Below are 15912 nucleotides of genomic sequence, written 5' to 3' on the forward strand. Positions count from 1 at the left end.
CGATCGGCCTCGGCCGTAGCCCTCGGCTGTGGTCGGCCGGCGCTCGCAGCCGCCGGGACATCTCATCGGCGGCGAGGCGGCGGCGGTCACCGTGGCCCGGCAGGATCCACTCGAACCGCGGCCGGCCGTCCTGGCTCGTCCAAGGCCATCGGAAAGGGGTCGAGGGCCGGGTCCGGCCGCCCTGACGCCGGGCGGATGGAGCGGGTGGGACAGGCGAAGGCGGCCGCGTGGAGCCGCCGGGTCTCCGCCTCATCGTCCGGCGGGCGCAGGATCCGTGCCCGGCCGTCCGCCTCGCCGATCAGGCCGGGCGCGAGCTGCCGGGAACGACCAGACCGACGCACCGGCCGACCGGATCATCGCGGCCATGACAGACCTCGCCGGAGCCCTGGCGCGCCTGAACGACCTGATCGCCCAGCGTCTCGCCATCGCGCCGACCGGCCTGTTCTGCCTGCACGTGCTCGGCCGCGCCGGAACCTCCACCGTGGCGAGCTCGGTTCCCGGCTCGGCCGCACCACCGGCGTGGTCACGCACATGATCGACCGCCTGGAGAAGGCGGGATACGTCCGGCGCTGACCGGACCCGCGGGACCGCCGCCGCGCACTCGTCGAGCCCTCGGCTCCAGGACTCGAACGGATCGCCTCGTTCTACCAGGGGATGGACGCCCGCAGCCGAGAATCGCCGGCCGCCTTCTCCGCCGACCAGCTGAGGGCGCGACCGAGGAATGTCACCGCCTGATCGGCGGGCCGTCCTCTAGGCTCCGGCCATGAGCGACAGGAAATGCACGCACTGCGGTACGAGCGGTCTGGAGCCGGGTTTCATCCGGGACGCGGGAGAAGGCTCCCAGGGCTTCGCGCGGTGGGTCGAGGGGGCGCTGCAACGGGGCGTCTTCGGCGGCGCGAAGGTGATGGGCCGCCCGCAGTGGGCGATCGACGTGTACCGCTGCCCACGGTGCCGTCACCTGGAACTGTTCGCCGAGAGCCCGGTATAGGCGGCCCTCGCCGAGCGGCTCCGGCGGCGGATCGCCGTCAGGGACCGCTCGAGTTCGGCCGGCTTTCGTCAACGAACTCGTAGTAGCTCATCGATCTGGGCTCCAGCAGGGCGCGCATGAACGCCTCCGCCTCGCTGCGGGGAACCGTGCGCATCTCGGTGACGAGCGGAACGCCGCGGCGGTAGTACTGCTCGGCGAGGGTGCCCCAATCCGGGTCGAAAACGGTGAGCTCCACCGCTGAACCGGGACTCCAGCGGAACTCCGCGACGCGCTCGTCGGTGCCTGACGCGGATACGTACAGGGCGACGCGAGTCGGCGCGTTATCCGACATCAGACAGCCTCCAGTCGCTTCACAGCCATTCCGGCGGAAGGTTCACCCTTCGGACCGGGACGCGGAAGGAATCCTGGATCATGCCGGGCCATGCCGTCCCTTGGATCCTGCCCGGTTCCCGTTGCTGCACCTCGCGCAGACGCGCCGCCGCCCCGGCGACCGCGTCTTCGTCGAGCCCGCAGGAGCGTAGCTCATCCGCGAGCCGTTGCGGGCTCACGGATCTCACCTGCGCGATGACCTCATCACTGATCGGCCGGTCGAACCGGTCGGCCACGAAGTCGGAAATGATCGGGCTCTTGTCGGAGCTGGGGAAGCAATATCCGTGATCGATGGCCAACGGCCGACCGTTGTCCCTCCGGGTCAGATAATTTCCGGAATGCCGGTCGGTGTTACCGGCCACATAGTCAAAGATCGCCATCCGTTCTCGATCGGCCATTGCATAGGAATTGACCGAAAGGCCACCTTTAACGTCCTTTGCCCAGTCCTGTAGTGAGCCGCGCCCGTTTTTTCCCGCCCAGAACTCGGTCTTCGGGACCAGGTCGAATCCGAGGAGCCTGTCCAACCGATAAGCGGCGACCTCGCGATTCGTGATTCCGTCGGCCGGAACGGAAGCGCGGGCGCTCGACCTGGGGTTCACTTTGTAGATCTTCCTGGCGCCGTCCGAGAGGGTGACCTTCAACGGCCGGGTCGATCCCTTGCCGACTTTCAGGTAGTGGACTCCGTCAGCGGCCACCTTGCCGCCGACCTTCGGCGAACGCAGAAAACGGAACGCGGCTCGGAATATCGAGTCACCCGCGATGTGTCCAACGCTGCTCAAATGGCTTCCCCGTGCCGCATTGCGCCCTCTGGATGCGTGTCCTCTGCACGGTACTGAGGCCGGGAACTTCTGCGGGCATGGTGCAATGATTCTCAAAATGTGCACGGCGTCGAGAGCGGGGCGCCCGAGCGGTGGGATCAGCGCGGTCGCGGTTCGGCGGGCCCCTGCCGCGAGTTTCGGATGACCGCCTTGCCGGAGTCGAGGTCGACCTCGCTGCGGGGCGGCGCGCCGTCGCCTTCCTCGTCACGGAGCATGAGTGAGGTCCGCCGTTCGTCGAGCTCGTGCCGTTTGGTGGCATAGAAGATCGCTTGCATCTCGTCGAGCCCGGGCGCCGCGAGCGCCTGCCCGGACTCCGGCGAGCGCCAGGGCAGCCGCAGCCGACGGTGCGCGGCCCGGCCCATCCGGTCGATCGAGGCGAGGGCGACGAGCAGCAGCACCAGCCCGGGGATCGAGATCACGGCCATGAGCGCGAGGACGGCGGTCATGTGCCACTCAACGTACGGCCGCGGCGGTCGGTTCCGCGGCCGTGGGCGGTGCGACCCGGGTGCGAGGGGCGTCACGGCCTCGGGGGACAGGACGCCCCTCGCAGTGGGATCCGCGCGGTCGCGGTTCGGCGGCCCCTCGCCACGAACAAGGGGTCGCCCTTTCGATGGAATCTCCCCGAAGGCACACATGCTTCCGGAGCTCCCGCGACAAAGTCTAAAGGCGATCGGACGCTTCTCTGGCGGCTTCCCGAAAGGTCCAGAATATCCCCCTGGTAAATCCCTATTTAGGACTGCAGAAATCGTACATTCAGGCGGGGCGGGGGTGCTCGTCCACGTCACTCCGCCGGCGAGGTCGCCGAGGCCTCGTCACGGCACCGCCGTGCGGCCCTTCGCCGGGCGTGGAGGGCTCCGTCCTGAACCGGACCTCCGAGGGCGCCGGTGAACGGGGCATTCCGTGGATCCGCTCCCACGTGAGCTCCAATTCTCCTCGATTTTCGTCGCCGGTCATATTCGGGTAATCGGCAGTTCGAAAACCGCGCCCAATTCCGCGAAGAGGGTGGCGTAGCCTTCGCGGCCGAACGACGTGACGGCGGACAGCGGGTGCGGCTCGACCGTGCAGCCGACGTTCCCCGTGTGCAGGCCGGGGATCAGGGACAACGATCCGGGCGACGCCGCCCCGCACAGGCCACATGCCACCAGGCCCGGACGAAAAGGAGGCGCGGTGGTCTAGCCTGCCATCCATCCTGGTACGGAAAGAGGCGTCCATGACGAGGTTCGCGCCGCTCGGGCGGCTGCCCCGCCCGGCCCGCTGGCTGGTCCGCGTCCTGATCGTGCTCCTGATCCTCGCCCTGGTGCTCACCCTGTACGCGCGGTGGACGGTCCGGCGGTCCTATCCGCGGACGAGCGGCCGGATCGCCGTCCCGGGGCTGAGCAAGGACGTCACCGTCTACCGCGACCGGTACGGCATCCCGCAGATTTACGCCGACGACGCCGACGACCTGATGCGCGCCGAGGGTTACGTGCACGCGCAGGACCGGTTCTGGGAGATGGACTTCCGCCGCCACGTCACCGCCGGCCGGCTCTCGGAGCTGTTCGGCCGGACGACGCTCGACACCGACAAGGTCGTGCGGACGATGGGCTGGCGCCGCGTGGCCGAGCGGGAGCTGCCCCTCCTCCGTCCCGAAACGCGGCGCTACCTCCAGGCGTACGCCCAGGGCGTCAACGCGTGGCTGCGGCAGCATCCGAACACCGCGACGCAGAGCCTGGAGTACTCCGTGCTGGGTCTCCAGCGCACCGGCTACCACCCTGAGCCGTGGACGCCGGTCGACTCGCTCGCCTGGCTCAAGGCCATGGCCTGGGACCTGCGCAGCAACATGGACGACGAGCTCGGCCGCGCGCTGGCCGCCACGAAGGTGCCCAGGGACCGCGTCGACCAGCTCTACCCGGCCTACCCGTACGACCGGAACCCGGTCATCGTCTCCGGCGGCAAGGAGGCAAGGGGCGGCCCGGTGAACGAGCCCCGCGCGCGTACGCTGCCGCCCGCGCTGGCGAAGGTCTCCGCCGCCGTCAACGCCATGCCGACGCTGATGGGCAACGGCGCGCCCGGTCTCGGCTCGAACTCCTGGGTGGTCGCGGGCAGCCGGACCGCCACCGGAAAGCCGCTCCTCGCCAACGACCCGCACCTCGCGCCCGCCATGCCCTCGCTCTGGTACCAGGCCGGCCTGCACTGCCGGCAGGTGGGCCAGGCCTGCCCGTTCGACGTCAGCGGCTTCACCTTCTCCGGCGTCCCCGGCGTCGTCATCGGGCACAACCAGCGCGTCGCCTGGGGCTTCACGAACCTCGGCCCGGACGTCACCGATCTGTACCTGGAGCGCGTGAGCGGCGGGACGTACGAGTACAAGGGCCGCCGGGAGCCGCTCCAGACGCGGACCGAGCAGATCAAGGTCGCGGGCGGCAGGCCGGTCACCATCACCGTACGGGCGACCCGGCACGGCCCGCTGCTGTCGGACGCGATGGACGACGCGCGCCAGGCCGGGAACGGGCTCGCCGTCGCGCTCCGCTGGACGGCGCTGGACCCGGGCCGTACGGCCGACGCCATCGGGCTGATCGACACCGCGCGGAACTGGTCCGAGTTCCGCACCGCCGCGGCGTCCTTCGACGTGCCCGCGCAGAACCTCGTGTACGCCGACGTCGACGGGAACATCGGCTACCAGGCGCCGGGGCGCATCCCGATCCGTACGAAGGGGGACGGCACCTGGCCCGCCGAGGGCTGGACGGGGGAGCAGGAGTGGAAGGGCTACCTCCCCTTCGACCGGCTGCCCGCGGTCTACGACCCCGAACAGGGCTACATCGTCACCGCGAACAACGCCGCCACCGGGCCCGGCTACCCGGACCTGCTGACCAAGGACTGGACGTACGGCTACCGCGCCGCGCGGATCCAGGAGCTCGTCCGGCAGACGCCGGTGATGGACGCCGCGGGGATGGCGCGGATCCAGATGGACGACCGCAACGGGTTCGCGCCGACGCTCGTGCCGCACCTGCTCCGCGTCGGCTCGGGCGCGGCGGTGAACCTGCTGCGCGGCTGGGACTTCACCCAGGGCGCCGATTCCGCGCCCGCGGCGTACTACAACGCGGTCTACCGGCACCTGCTCATCCGCACCTTCAACGACGAGCTGCCGGAGGGCGCCCGTCCCGACGGCGGCGACCGCTGGTTCGAGGTGCTGCGGAACCTGCTCGGCCGGCCCGACGACCCCTGGTGGGACGACGTGCGGACGGCCGGGGTGAGGGAGACCCGCGACGACGTCCTGCGCGCGGCCATGAAGGACGCCGACGCCGAGCTGCGCCACCGCCTCGGCGGCGACCCCGCCAAGTGGAAGTGGGGCGACCTGCACCGGCTGGAGCTGACCAACGAGACGTTCGGCGACTCGGGGATCGGGCCGATCGAGTGGCTGTTCAACCGCGGCCCGCTGCGCCTGGCCGGCGGCGACTCGCTCGTCGACGCCACCGGCTCGAACGCCCAGACCGGCTACGGGGTCGACTGGGTGCCCTCCATGCGGATGATCGTCGACCTCGCGGACCTCGACCGGTCGCGATGGATCAACCTGACCGGCGAGTCCGGGCACGCCTTCGACACGCACTACTGGGACCAGGCGAAACTCTGGGCGCGGGGCGAGACGGTCCCGATGCGCGCCACGCCGGAGACGATCCGGCGCGAGGCCCGGCGGACGCTCACGCTGACGCCCTGAGAGTCCGCCGCCACGCACGCCGGGTGGCGGAAAGAACCCGGTCCGGCGCCGGCCGGACGTTATCCTGCCGCAGGGGGATGACGGGGGTGGCGCCATCACTGATCTGGGGGGATCCGGGGGACCCGGGCCGTGGCTTCGCTGGTTGCCGTTCCTGGCGATGGGCGTCGTCGGGCTGAGCGACCTGCTCGCGGGCCCGGACGTACGGTTCCGGCCGCTGCTCGCGCTCGGGCCGGCGTTCGCGGCGCTGTGGTGCGGCATGCGGCGCACCGCGCTCGTGGGCATGGCCGCGCTCGTCCTCGACGTGCTGCTCAGCTCCCACAGCCACGCGCTCGGCCGGCGGCAGAACACCCTCATGCTCGCCATGGTGGCCGGCATCACGGTCGCGAGCGTGTTCGCCAGCTCCGGACGGCAGAAGCGCGAGCGGCTGCTCGCGGAGGTCCGCTCGGTCGCCGAGGTGGCCCAGCAGGTGCTGCTGCGCCCGGTGCCGCGCCGGGTCGGCCCGGTGCACGTCGCGGTCAGCTACACCTCCGCGACCGCCGAGGCACGCATCGGCGGTGACCTGTACGAGGTCGCCTCGACCCGCTCGGGGGTCCGGGTGATCGTGGGCGACGTCCAGGGCAAGGGCCTGGAGGCGGTGGAGACCGCGGCGGCCGTCCTCGGCGCCTTCCGCGAGGCCGCCTACGACGAGCCCGAGCTCACCGGGGTGGTGGCGCGCATCGAGGCGTCGCTGGGCCGGCAGCTGTCGGGGGAGAAGTTCGTCACCGCCGTGCTGGCCGAGTTCGACGAGGGCGACACCGCGACGCTCGTCAACTGCGGTCACCCGTCGCCGCTCATCCTGCGCCAGGGCGGCGTCGGCGCGTTCGCCGAACCGGACGACGTCGCGCCGCCGCTGGGCCTGACCGGGCTCGCCGACATCCGGCCGCGGCCGTACACCATCGGATTCGCGCCCGGCGACCGGCTGCTCTTCTACACCGACGGCGTGATCGAGGCACGCGACAGCGAGGGCCGCTTCTACCCCCTGGCCGACCGCAGCGGGCTGCTGAAGGCCGCCGACCCGGAGAAGGCGCTGGAGGAGATGCGCTCCGACGTGCTGCGTCACGTCGGCGGGCGGATCACCGACGACGCAGCGATGCTGCTGGTCCGCCGCCGCTGATGCCGGTGGGGCCGCTGTGGACGCTGATGTCTCCTGAAGGGTAGTGCGGTACACCCGCGCGGCTACTCCTCACGCATGGCAAAGAGCCCACTACTAAGAGTAGTGGGCTACTGAAAGTAATCAGCGCAGGTCACGGGGGTCAGAACATCGCTGGCCTCCGGTCCGTCGTGCCATTCGATAGGAGCGGAGATGTCGGGGATCACACTCGACCACGGAGTCCGGGAGGGGCCGGACGCGCCCGCGGCGACGCGATGTCGTCGTCCACGCGTGCGCGTGCCGGCCCCACCGCCGGCCGTCCGGCCGGCGACGCCGGGGTTACCGCCGGGGGCGTGTCCGGGCGACCGGACGGGGGGCGCCCCCGGTCGGCCGCCGGACGGCCCGCCGGCACGCCGTGGAGGTGGCGCATGATCGCGACCCTGCGGCAGTTCCGGTCCTTCGGCCGGCCCGCCCAGATCCTGTTCATCAACGAGATCGGCGTGAGCATCGCCCTTCTCATGCTCGTGCCCTACCTCGCCGACCACCTGGTGCACGGGGTCGGGGTGGCGGTCTGGATCGTCGGCATCGTGATGAGCCTGCGCCATTTCAGCGAGGGCCTCTTCGTCATCGGCGGCACGCTCGCCGACCGCATCGGGTACAAGCCGATGATCATCGCGGGCTGCCTGCTGAAGGCCGTCGGCTGCGGAATGTACGCGGCGTTCGGCAGCCTCCCGTGGGTGATCGCCGCGTCGGTGCTGACGGGAGTCTCCAGCGCGCTGTTCATCCCGGCCAACCGCGCCTACCTCGCGCACGAGGAGAGCGAGCGGATCGTCGACGCGTTCGCGGTCTTCAGCGTCTGCCGTCGCCTGGGTGTGCTGGTCGGCCCACTCGTCGGCATCCCGCTCATCGCCTTCGGCTTCCGCACGGTGAGCCTGGCCTCGGTCGTCATCCTGCTCGCGCTCGCGGCGGCGCAGTGGCGTTTCCTGCCCGCCGTCTCCGGGCCGGAGACCGGCTCGTCCCGGCCGATCTGGGCCGACTGGCGGGAGGCGCTGAGCAACCGGCCGTTCCTGGCCTTCGCGGGGACGATGTTCGCCTCCTACGCGCTGACGTTCCAGATCACGTTCGGGCTGCCACTCGAGATCCGGCACGTCTCCGCCGGGCACGCGGGGATGACCGTGCTGTTCGTGATGTCCGCGATCCTCGGCCTCGCCCTTCAGGTCCGCCTGATCACCTGGTGCGAGAAGCGCTGGACGGCGGGTCAGGCGATGGTCCGCGGCCTGATCCTCATGGGCGTGGCGTTCGTGCCGCTGATGCTGCCGCCGCTGCAGGGCTCGACGGTCGTCCGGCTGCTGCCGATCCTCCTGTGCGCGGCGACGCTCAGCATCGGGTCGATGATGCTGCACCCGTTCGAGATGGCGACGATCGCCAACCTCTCGGGCGGCCGGGTGATCGGCACGTACTACAGCGTCAACAACCTGCTGTCGGGCTTCGGCGGCGTCTTCGGCAACCTGGTCAGCGCGGCCGCGCTCGGCCTGTCGCACAGTATGGGCATGGCGAGCCTGCCCTGGCTGGTGCTGCTGCTTCTCGGCCTGCTGTCCGCGGCCTGCCTGCGGCTCGTGGACCGCGGCGACCGGCTGTCGCCGGTGCCGCTGCGACCGCAGAGCGCGGCGGCGGCGCCGTGAGGAACCGCGGGGTGACCGGCCCGCACCGGTCACCCCGCGCGTTCCGGTCAGGCGGGCGGCGGGAACGGCGCGCCGTGGCCCGGCACGATGAGGGCGGGGCGCAGCGCGAGCACGCGTTCGCGTGAGGCGCGGAGCGCGGCCGGGTCCTCGGCCAGCGGGTCCTCCTCCGGCCCTTCGGAGGTCCACCACAGGTGTGTGGCGGCCACCAGGCCGGTGGCGGTCTCGGCGAGAGTCGTGACGTCCTCGGCGGTGTGCCCCGGGGTGCGCGCCAGATGCACCGACGGCGAGAGCCGGAAGCCCTCCGCGTCGCGGCTCTCCCACAGGTCGCCGGAGTAGATCGCCCAGTGGTCGTGGAAACGGGCCGCCGGGAACAGCGCGGCGTTGAGCGTGTGGTCGGGATGGTGGTGGGAGAACACCACGTCGGTGACGTCGCCGACGCCGAAGCCGGCCTCGGCGAGCGGATCGAGGATCATCCGGCGGTCGGCGACCATGCCGGGGTCGACGACGGCGACCAGGTCGCCGTCGTGGATCAGGGTCACGGTCCCGGCGACGCGCTCACCGGCGTAGCCGCAGGTCAGAATGGTCACCGTGGCGGTCATGACACCCTCCAGAAACGACGGAACCCGTGGGGTGTGTCCCCACGGGTTCCATTGTCGTGCGCGGTGCTCAGTTCGGGGAGGCCGCGGGTGGCGTGGTCGGGGTGGTGTCCCCGCCGGTCGCCACGGTCGTCACCGACCTCTTCAGGGCGCTGCCCTTGACCCAGGTCTTCCAGGGCATCTGGTAGAAGCCCCAGCCGTTGTTCCACTCCAGCTTCCGGGTGGACCCGGTGATGTTGATGACGTCGCCCCGCAGGCTGAGGTTGAAGAACCAGCGGGCGCCGGCGACGCTCTGGCGGACGCAGCCGTGGCTGCAGTTGCTGTGGCCGAGGCACTGGTACTCGCCGGGGCTCTGGTGGAGGTACTCACCGCTGTTGCTGATCTGTACGTCCTTCAGCACCAGCTCGTGGTAGTAGCCCGACTCGCCCTTCTTGATGTTGGGCGAGGTCATCCAGACCTCGGGGAGCTTGCCCATCGCGAGGTGGATGCCGCTCGTCGTGCGGAAGTCGTTGCCGTGGGAGTCGCCGCCGCCCATGCCGCCGCTGACCGGAATGGTCTTGGCGAGCCTGCCGTCGACGTAGACCTTGCTCTTGTGCGTCTTGAGGCTGACCTTCGCGATATGCGAGGCGCCGATCTTGAAGGTGCGGGTGAAGTCCTTCGTGCCGTACGACTTGGACGAGGCGCGGACACCCGCCATGTGCGCCACCACCGACACCGACGTGTGGGCGGGCCAGTACGACTTCGTGCGGAAGATGACCTCCTGCGAGGTGATCCAGCGCCAGGCGCCCTCGACCGGCTTGGTCGAACGCACCTCCAGGGCCTTCTCCACCGCCGCCTTGTTCGTGACCGGGCTGTCGAAATTGATCATGATCGGCATGCCGATGCCGACCGTCTCCTTCGCGCGCGGCGTCACGTCGCTGACCGAGATGGTGGACGACGCCTTCATCGTGGTGAACTTGCTCGTCGCCGTGGTGACCTTGCCGCCGGCGTTCTTGGCGGTCGCCGTCACCGTGTAGGCGGTGCCCGGCTTGAGCGTCCACTTGGTCTGCCAGCTCTTCTTGTCCGCCGACAGGACACCCTCGACGGTACGCCCGCCGCCCTGCACCGTGACCTGGTCGATCTCGCCGCTCGACGCCGTCACCTGCACACCCTTGTCCGGGCGGACCTTCGAGACCCCGTTCGCCGGGGTGATCGTCGCGGCCGCGTCCGGAGCCTTGGCCGCCGACTGGCTGGCGTTACCGCTCGACGAGCAGGCCGCGATCGGGGCGAGGAGCACCCCGGCCGCCAGCGGCGCGAACCAACGACTCGACCATGTCACTTTCATCCTGCGATGCACCCCTGGGACCCCACTCTGCTGCAGACCATGCCAACTCAGCACAGAGAACGTTCGAGCCGTACATGTGATCGACCCCGCACAATCCGGGCATCATACTATCGATCACTGAAAGGCCATTCCGGGGTTTCTCAGGTATCTCCCAGTCGCTGGTGCCACGTCGGAAATCGCCCGGTGATTACGGTGAGCGACATTAGGCGGGGCGACCGTTCCTTATCCGCGGTCCCGGCCGAGGTCGAACGCGCTCTACCGGCCGCGTGGAGCGTTTCCATTTCGAGATCTTTCGCGCCCGGCGCCGCGTGCGGGTGGTGCATTTCCGCCGCCGCGCCAGGTCGCGATCCCTCGCGCGCTCAGCCGCGTACGGCGGCCTGGTAGGCGCGCAGCGCGTCGGGGTCGTCGACGCTGCCGTGATGGTGGATCTGCCGCCACCGTCCGTCATCGGGAACCCAGGCGAAGAAACGGCTCGTGCGGAACTCCACCGGCACCCGTCCGCGCTCGGGGTCGGTGTACTCACAGCGTTCGCGGCCGGCGAAGACCGCGGTGTCCGCCGTGAGGTAGGTCGCGGCGTCGGTGAAGGTGACACTCAGGTCCATGCCGCTCGCGAAGATCCGGCGGTACAGGCCGGCGATGGCCGCCCCGGACCGGATGATGCCGCCGACCGGATTATCGAGCTGGGCGAGCTCGTCGTCGGACCAGACCTCGGCGAGCGCGTCGGCGTCGGCGTTGTTCAGCGCGTAATAGAAGGTCTCCAGCGCGGCGACCGCCCCCTCGCGGCCGCGCCGGGTCGTATCGGCGAGCCGGTTGCGGGCCGCCGGGCCGAAGTCGTAGTCGACCACGTCGTACATGTCGCTCCTTGAGGAACTCACCGGGCCCGGCCCTCCTCGGCCCACGCGGGGTCGGTGACCTCCCGGGTGAGGTCGTCGGCGTGGACCCGCTCGCCGCAGGTGGTGCAGACCGTCACCGGCTCCAGCGGGTGGTCGTGGTGCAGGATCCGCACCGGCGGCGCGGTGACGGCCCACCGGTTGCCCCACGTCAGGAGTGCGCGGATGACCGGGCCGAGGTCGCGGCCCGCGTCCGTGAGGTGGTAGCCGTCGTATCGCCCGCCCTCCTCCGACGGCCGGCGTTCGAGCACTCCCGCCTCGACCAGGCTCTTCAGCCGCGCGGCGAGCCGGTCGCGCGGCGCGCCGGTGCCCCGCGCGATCTGGCTGAACCGGTGGTTGCCGAGCAGCACCTCGCGTACGGCCAGCAGCGCCCACCGGTCGCCGACGATCTCCAGCGCGGAGGCCGCCGAGCAGGGGCGGCCGGGAAGGGTGGCGGGATCGATGCGCGTACCGGTCATGGCTCCACGATAGGGGAGTAGAGGTTTGATTATCAAACCAGTTTGCGCCTAAGGTCTCCTTCATGACCTCTGTGGTTGGATTCTCAAACCGCTCTCGTGTGGCCGCCGGCGTCGTGGTGCTGGCCGTCTTCATGACCAACCTCGACCTGTGGATCGTCAACGTCGCGCTGCCCGCGATGGGCGCGAGCTTCTCTCACGGCGGACGCCCCGCGTCGCTGGCCGACCTGTCCTGGGTGCTCAACGCCTACGCCATCACCCTGGCCGCGCTGCTCGTCGTGCTCGGCCGGGCCGGCGACCGCATCGGACAGCGGCCCGTGTTCATCGCCGGGATCGTCGTGTTCACGGTCGCGTCGGTCGGCTGCGCGCTGGCGCCGGACCTGGGGGTCCTGGTCGTCGCGCGGGTCGTGCAGGCCGCCGGTGCGGCCGCCCAGCTGCCGACCTCGCTCGCCCTGCTCCTCGCCACCGTGCCCGCCGAGCGCCGGACCGGCGCCACCCGCGCCTGGGCCGCGTTCGGCGGCCTGGCCGCGGCGGCCGGACCGGTCATCGGCGGGCTGCTCGTCGAGGTCGACTGGCGCTGGGTCTTCGTGGTGAACCTGCCCGTCGGCGTCGTCGCCGTCGTCGCGGGGCTGATCGCCCTGCCCGCCCCCGAGGCGCGCGAGACCGGGCCGCTGCCCGACGTGTGGGGGGCGGTGCTGGTCACCGTCGCGGTCGCCGCGCTGACCGGGGCGCTCGTCGAGGCGCCCGGCTGGGGATGGACCTCCGGACGCACGCTCGGGCTGCTCGCCGCCGCGCTCGTGGTCGGTTCGTGGTTCGGGTGGCGGTCCGCGCGCCACGCGACGCCGCTGCTGGAGCTGCACCTGCTCCGCCTGCCCCGGTTCGGCGTGGCCGGCGCCGGCACGTTCCTGTTCGGCGTCGCGTTCGCCGTGATGCTGCTGTCCAACGTGCTGTGGTGCCAGGACGTCTGGCACTGGAGCGCGCTGCGCACCGGCGTCGCGCTGGTGCCCGGCCCCGCGCTGGTCCCGATCGTCACCGCGCTCACCGCGCGGGCCGCGCGCCGGTTCGGCCACGGCCCGCTCGTCGTGGCGGGCGGCCTGCTGTTCGCCGCCGGCATGCTGTGGCGGGTCGCCATGGTCTCCACCGCGCCGGACTACGCGCGCGACCTGCTGCCCAGCATGGTCCTCGGCGGCATCGGGGTCGGCCTGACGCTCGGCACGCTGATCGCGGCGGGCGTCCAGTCACTGCCCGCGGCCCGTACCGCCACCGGCTCCGCGCTGGTCAACTCCTTCCGGCAGATCTCCTCCGCCCTCGGCGTCGCGGTGCTGGTCACCCTGCTGGGCTCACGCGTGGACGCGGGGTCGGCCGGCGACTTCCGCCTGGCGTGGGCGTTCGCCGCCGGGCTGAGCGTCCTCACCTCTCTTCTCGGCGTCCTGCTCGTACGCGCCCGGACACCGGCCGCCGTTCCCGTACGACCCGGGCGGGAACGGGCGTCAAAGCGGACTTCAGTGTGACTCGCGGCGGACCTCGCTGCCGCTGGAGCCGGTGAGGAAGTCCAGGTCGGCGCCCTGGTCGGCCTGGAGGACGTGGTCGACGTACAGGCGCTCCCATCCCCGCACCGGGGCGGCGTGCGCGGAGGAGGACGCGGGCTCCCGCGCCGCCAGCTCGTCATCGGGCAGCTCGACGTCGAGCCGCCGGGCCGCCACGTCCAGGACGATCATGTCGCCGGTGCGCACCTTGGCCAGCGGGCCGCCCGCGGCCGACTCCGGAGCGGTGTGCAGCACGACCGTGCCGTACGCGGTGCCGCTCATGCGCGCGTCGCTGATCCGCACCATGTCGCGGACCCCGCGGGCGAGCAGCTTGGCCGGCAGCGGCATGTTCCCGACCTCGGGCATCCCGGGGTACCCCTTCGGACCGCACCCCCGCAGCACCAGGACGCTGTCCTCGTCGACGTCCAGATCCGGGTCGTCCAGGGCCGCGCGCAGGTCCTCGATGCTGTCGAAGACCACCGCGCGGCCCCGGTGGCGCAGCAGCGACGGCGACGCGGCGGCCGGCTTGATCACCGCGCCGTCGGGGCACAGGTTGCCGCGCAACACGGCGATGCCCGCCTCCTCCTGGAGCGGCGCCGTACGGCGGCGGATGACCGTCTCGTCCTGGACCTCGGCGTCGGCCAGGCCCTCGCCGATCGGCCGCCCGGTGACCGTCGGCGCCGAACCGTCGAGCAGGTCGGCCACCTCGTTCAGCACCGCCCGCAGCCCGCCCGCGCGGTGGAAGTCCTCCATCAGGTGCGCGCCGGCCGGCTGCAGGTCGACGAGCAGCGGCACCTTGGCCCCGGTCTGGTCGAAGTCGTCCAGGGTCAGCGGCACGCCCGCCCGGCCGGCGATCGCCAGCAGGTGGACGACGGCGTTGGTGGAGCCGCCGATCGCGGCGAGGGCCACGATCGCGTTGAGGAACGATCCGCGCGTCAGGACCGTGCTGGGCCGCCGGTCGCTCGCCACCATCTCGATGATCGTGCGGCCGGCCTGGTGGGCGCGTTCGAGCAGCCGGCTGTCCGGCGCCGGGATGCCCGCGACGCCCGGCAGCGTCATGCCCAGCGCCTCGGCCATGCAGGCCATCGTCGAGGCGGTCCCCATCGTGTTGCAGTGGCCGCGGCTGCGGATCATCGACGACTCCGCCTCCAGAAACCGCTCCTGCGACAGCGTGCCCGCCCGCACCTCCTCGCTGAGCCGCCACACGTCGGTGCCGCAGCCGAGCGGCACGCCGCGGAAGTGCCCGGTCAGCATCGGCCCGCCCGGCACGACGATCGCCGGCAGGTCGACCGACGCCGCGGCCATGAGCAGCGCGGGAATGGTCTTGTCGCACCCGCCGAGCAGGACGACGCCGTCGACGGGGTTGGCGCGGATCATCTCCTCGGCCGCCATCGCCGCCAGATTGCGGAACAGCATCGCGGTCGGCCGCAGCTGCGTCTCGCCCAGCGAGGGCACCGGCAGCTCCAGCGGCACGCCGCCGGCCTCCCACACACCGGCCTTCACACTCGCGGCGACCTCACCCAGGTGGCTGTTGCACGGCGACAGGTCGGAGGCGGTGTTGGCGATCGCGATGTGCGGCCGCCCGTCGAACGCGTCGGAGGGGAGCCCGCGCCGCATCCAGGCGCGGTGGATGAAGGCGTTCCGGTCGGTCCCGGCGTACCAGTGCTGACTGCGCGGCGTCATGGCGTGCTCCTGCGATCGGCGGCGTCTACCGCCCATACTCGTCCCTGGCCTCCCGGATTGCGACCGTCCGGTGATCACGAGAGTCTGGGCGGATGGACGATCAGGCCATCCTCGGCACCGCCTACCGCGACGTCGTCGCCGCCGTGAGCGACCTTGACGGCGAGCAGGAGTGGCTGCCGACCGGATGCTCCGGTTGGTCAGTACGCGACCTGGTCTTCCACATGCGCGGCGACGCCCAGCGGGCGCTCGTGGCGCTCGCCACTCCGGCCGGCGCCGTCCCCGACACCGACGCGGTCTCCTACTGGTCGCACTGGCGGCCGGGCACCGAGGGCGCGCGCACCAACCTGCGCATGACGCGGATCAGCGCGAGCGTCTACTCCGGGCTGCGCCCGATTCTGGACAGCTTCGCCGAGACCACCGAGGCCGTCGTGTACGCCGCGGCGCACACCGACCCCGCGATGCCGGTCCGTACGCAGGGACACGTCCTGACCGCCGGAGACCTCATACGGACCCTGGTCGTCGAGGCGGCGGTCCACCACCTGGACCTCGTCGTGGCGCTGGACCGCCCGCTGCCGTCCGCCGGGCCGCTGCGGGTCGTGCGCGAGACCCTCGACGGACTGCTCGGCGAGCCGCTGCCCCTGTCCTGGGACGACGTCGCCTACGCCCGTACGGGAACCGGCCGCGCGCCGCTCTCGGCGGCGGACCGCCGGGCCCTCGGCCCGCTCGCGGACCGCCTCCCGCTGTTCGGCTGAGAGCCGATT

The 15912-nt window shown here is 71.5% G+C and carries 17 protein-coding genes; 8 read left to right on the forward strand and 9 right to left on the reverse strand.

Going from position 1 to position 15912, the window contains the following annotated elements:
- The first annotated feature begins 364 nt into the window (after positions 1-364).
- The 3 genes from ACQEV1_RS23895 to ACQEV1_RS23905 all read left to right on the forward strand — a co-directional run bounded on the left by ACQEV1_RS23895 (position 365) and on the right by ACQEV1_RS23905 (position 988).
- On the forward strand, positions 365-535 hold the full coding sequence (locus ACQEV1_RS23895) for a hypothetical protein (protein ID WP_433406188.1): 171 nt from the start codon (positions 365-367) through the stop codon (positions 533-535).
- On the forward strand, positions 520-573 hold the full coding sequence (locus tag ACQEV1_RS23900) for a hypothetical protein (RefSeq protein ID WP_433405959.1): 54 nt from the start codon (positions 520-522) through the stop codon (positions 571-573). Before ACQEV1_RS23895 ends, ACQEV1_RS23900 begins: the two co-directional genes overlap by 16 nt.
- A 190-nt stretch (positions 574-763) precedes the next feature.
- Entirely contained in the window at positions 764-988 is a 225-nt protein-coding gene (locus ACQEV1_RS23905; RefSeq protein ID WP_433396221.1) for a hypothetical protein, read from the forward strand.
- 37 nt (positions 989-1025) lie between these two features.
- On the opposite strand, the gene ACQEV1_RS23910 is transcribed toward ACQEV1_RS23905, so the two are convergent.
- The 4 genes from ACQEV1_RS23910 to ACQEV1_RS23925 form a co-directional block, all read right to left on the reverse strand.
- Positions 1026-1319, reverse strand: a complete 294-nt coding sequence (locus ACQEV1_RS23910; RefSeq protein WP_433396223.1) for a hypothetical protein — start codon at positions 1317-1319, stop codon at positions 1026-1028.
- Positions 1320-1338: 19 nt separating this feature from the next.
- A complete protein-coding gene (locus ACQEV1_RS23915) occupies positions 1339-2136 on the reverse strand; it encodes a hypothetical protein (protein ID WP_433396225.1) in 798 nt (265 codons plus the stop codon).
- Between the two features lie 137 nt (positions 2137-2273).
- The gene (locus ACQEV1_RS23920) at positions 2274-2621 is read right to left on the reverse strand and encodes a DUF6191 domain-containing protein (protein WP_285619064.1); all 348 of its coding nucleotides are present in this window, start codon (positions 2619-2621) and stop codon (positions 2274-2276) included.
- Positions 2622-3125: 504 nt separating this feature from the next.
- A complete protein-coding gene (locus ACQEV1_RS23925; protein WP_433396227.1) occupies positions 3126-3278 on the reverse strand; it encodes a hypothetical protein in 153 nt (50 codons plus the stop codon).
- Between the two features lie 107 nt (positions 3279-3385).
- On the opposite strand from ACQEV1_RS23925, the gene ACQEV1_RS23930 reads away from it, so the two are divergent.
- The 3 genes from ACQEV1_RS23930 to ACQEV1_RS23940 all read left to right on the forward strand — a co-directional run bounded on the left by ACQEV1_RS23930 (position 3386) and on the right by ACQEV1_RS23940 (position 8677).
- Positions 3386-5866, forward strand: coding sequence for a penicillin acylase family protein (locus ACQEV1_RS23930; RefSeq protein WP_433396228.1), 2481 nt, complete (start codon positions 3386-3388; stop codon positions 5864-5866).
- 142 nt (positions 5867-6008) lie between these two features.
- A complete protein-coding gene (locus tag ACQEV1_RS23935; RefSeq protein ID WP_285619060.1) occupies positions 6009-7019 on the forward strand; it encodes a PP2C family protein-serine/threonine phosphatase in 1011 nt (336 codons plus the stop codon).
- A gap of 404 nt (positions 7020-7423) precedes the next feature.
- Complete coding sequence (locus tag ACQEV1_RS23940) at positions 7424-8677, forward strand: MFS transporter (protein WP_433396231.1); 1254 nt, start codon at positions 7424-7426, stop codon at positions 8675-8677.
- Between the two features lie 47 nt (positions 8678-8724).
- Here the strand turns inward: ACQEV1_RS23940 and ACQEV1_RS23945 are convergent, their stop codons facing one another.
- The 4 genes from ACQEV1_RS23945 to ACQEV1_RS23960 form a co-directional block, all read right to left on the reverse strand.
- Complete coding sequence (locus ACQEV1_RS23945; protein WP_285619058.1) at positions 8725-9276, reverse strand: MBL fold metallo-hydrolase; 552 nt, start codon at positions 9274-9276, stop codon at positions 8725-8727.
- Positions 9277-9343: 67 nt separating this feature from the next.
- The gene (locus tag ACQEV1_RS23950; protein ID WP_433396233.1) at positions 9344-10591 is read right to left on the reverse strand and encodes a L,D-transpeptidase; all 1248 of its coding nucleotides are present in this window, start codon (positions 10589-10591) and stop codon (positions 9344-9346) included.
- Positions 10592-10956: 365 nt separating this feature from the next.
- Entirely contained in the window at positions 10957-11451 is a 495-nt protein-coding gene (locus ACQEV1_RS23955) for a YybH family protein (protein ID WP_285619056.1), read from the reverse strand.
- A 17-nt stretch (positions 11452-11468) separates the two neighbouring features.
- Entirely contained in the window at positions 11469-11945 is a 477-nt protein-coding gene (locus tag ACQEV1_RS23960) for a winged helix-turn-helix transcriptional regulator (protein WP_433396236.1), read from the reverse strand.
- 62 nt (positions 11946-12007) lie between these two features.
- Here ACQEV1_RS23960 and ACQEV1_RS23965 point away from each other — a divergent pair, with 62 nt between their 5' ends.
- Positions 12008-13453: an MFS transporter gene (locus tag ACQEV1_RS23965; RefSeq protein WP_285619054.1), complete on the forward strand. Its 1446-nt coding sequence runs from the start codon at positions 12008-12010 to the stop codon at positions 13451-13453.
- On the opposite strand, the gene ACQEV1_RS23970 is transcribed toward ACQEV1_RS23965, so the two are convergent.
- Positions 13445-15151, reverse strand: a complete 1707-nt coding sequence (locus tag ACQEV1_RS23970; protein ID WP_285581289.1) for an IlvD/Edd family dehydratase — start codon at positions 15149-15151, stop codon at positions 13445-13447. The genes ACQEV1_RS23965 and ACQEV1_RS23970 overlap by 9 nt on opposite strands.
- 92 nt (positions 15152-15243) lie before the next feature.
- Between ACQEV1_RS23970 and ACQEV1_RS23975 the strand changes: the two genes are divergently transcribed.
- The gene (locus ACQEV1_RS23975) at positions 15244-15903 is read left to right on the forward strand and encodes a maleylpyruvate isomerase N-terminal domain-containing protein (protein WP_433396239.1); all 660 of its coding nucleotides are present in this window, start codon (positions 15244-15246) and stop codon (positions 15901-15903) included.
- Positions 15904-15912: the final 9 nt, after the last annotated feature.

It is taken from the genome of Actinoallomurus sp. CA-142502, assembly GCF_050936355.1.
In the GTDB taxonomy this organism is placed as follows: Bacteria; Actinomycetota; Actinomycetes; order Streptosporangiales; family Streptosporangiaceae; genus Actinoallomurus; species Actinoallomurus iriomotensis.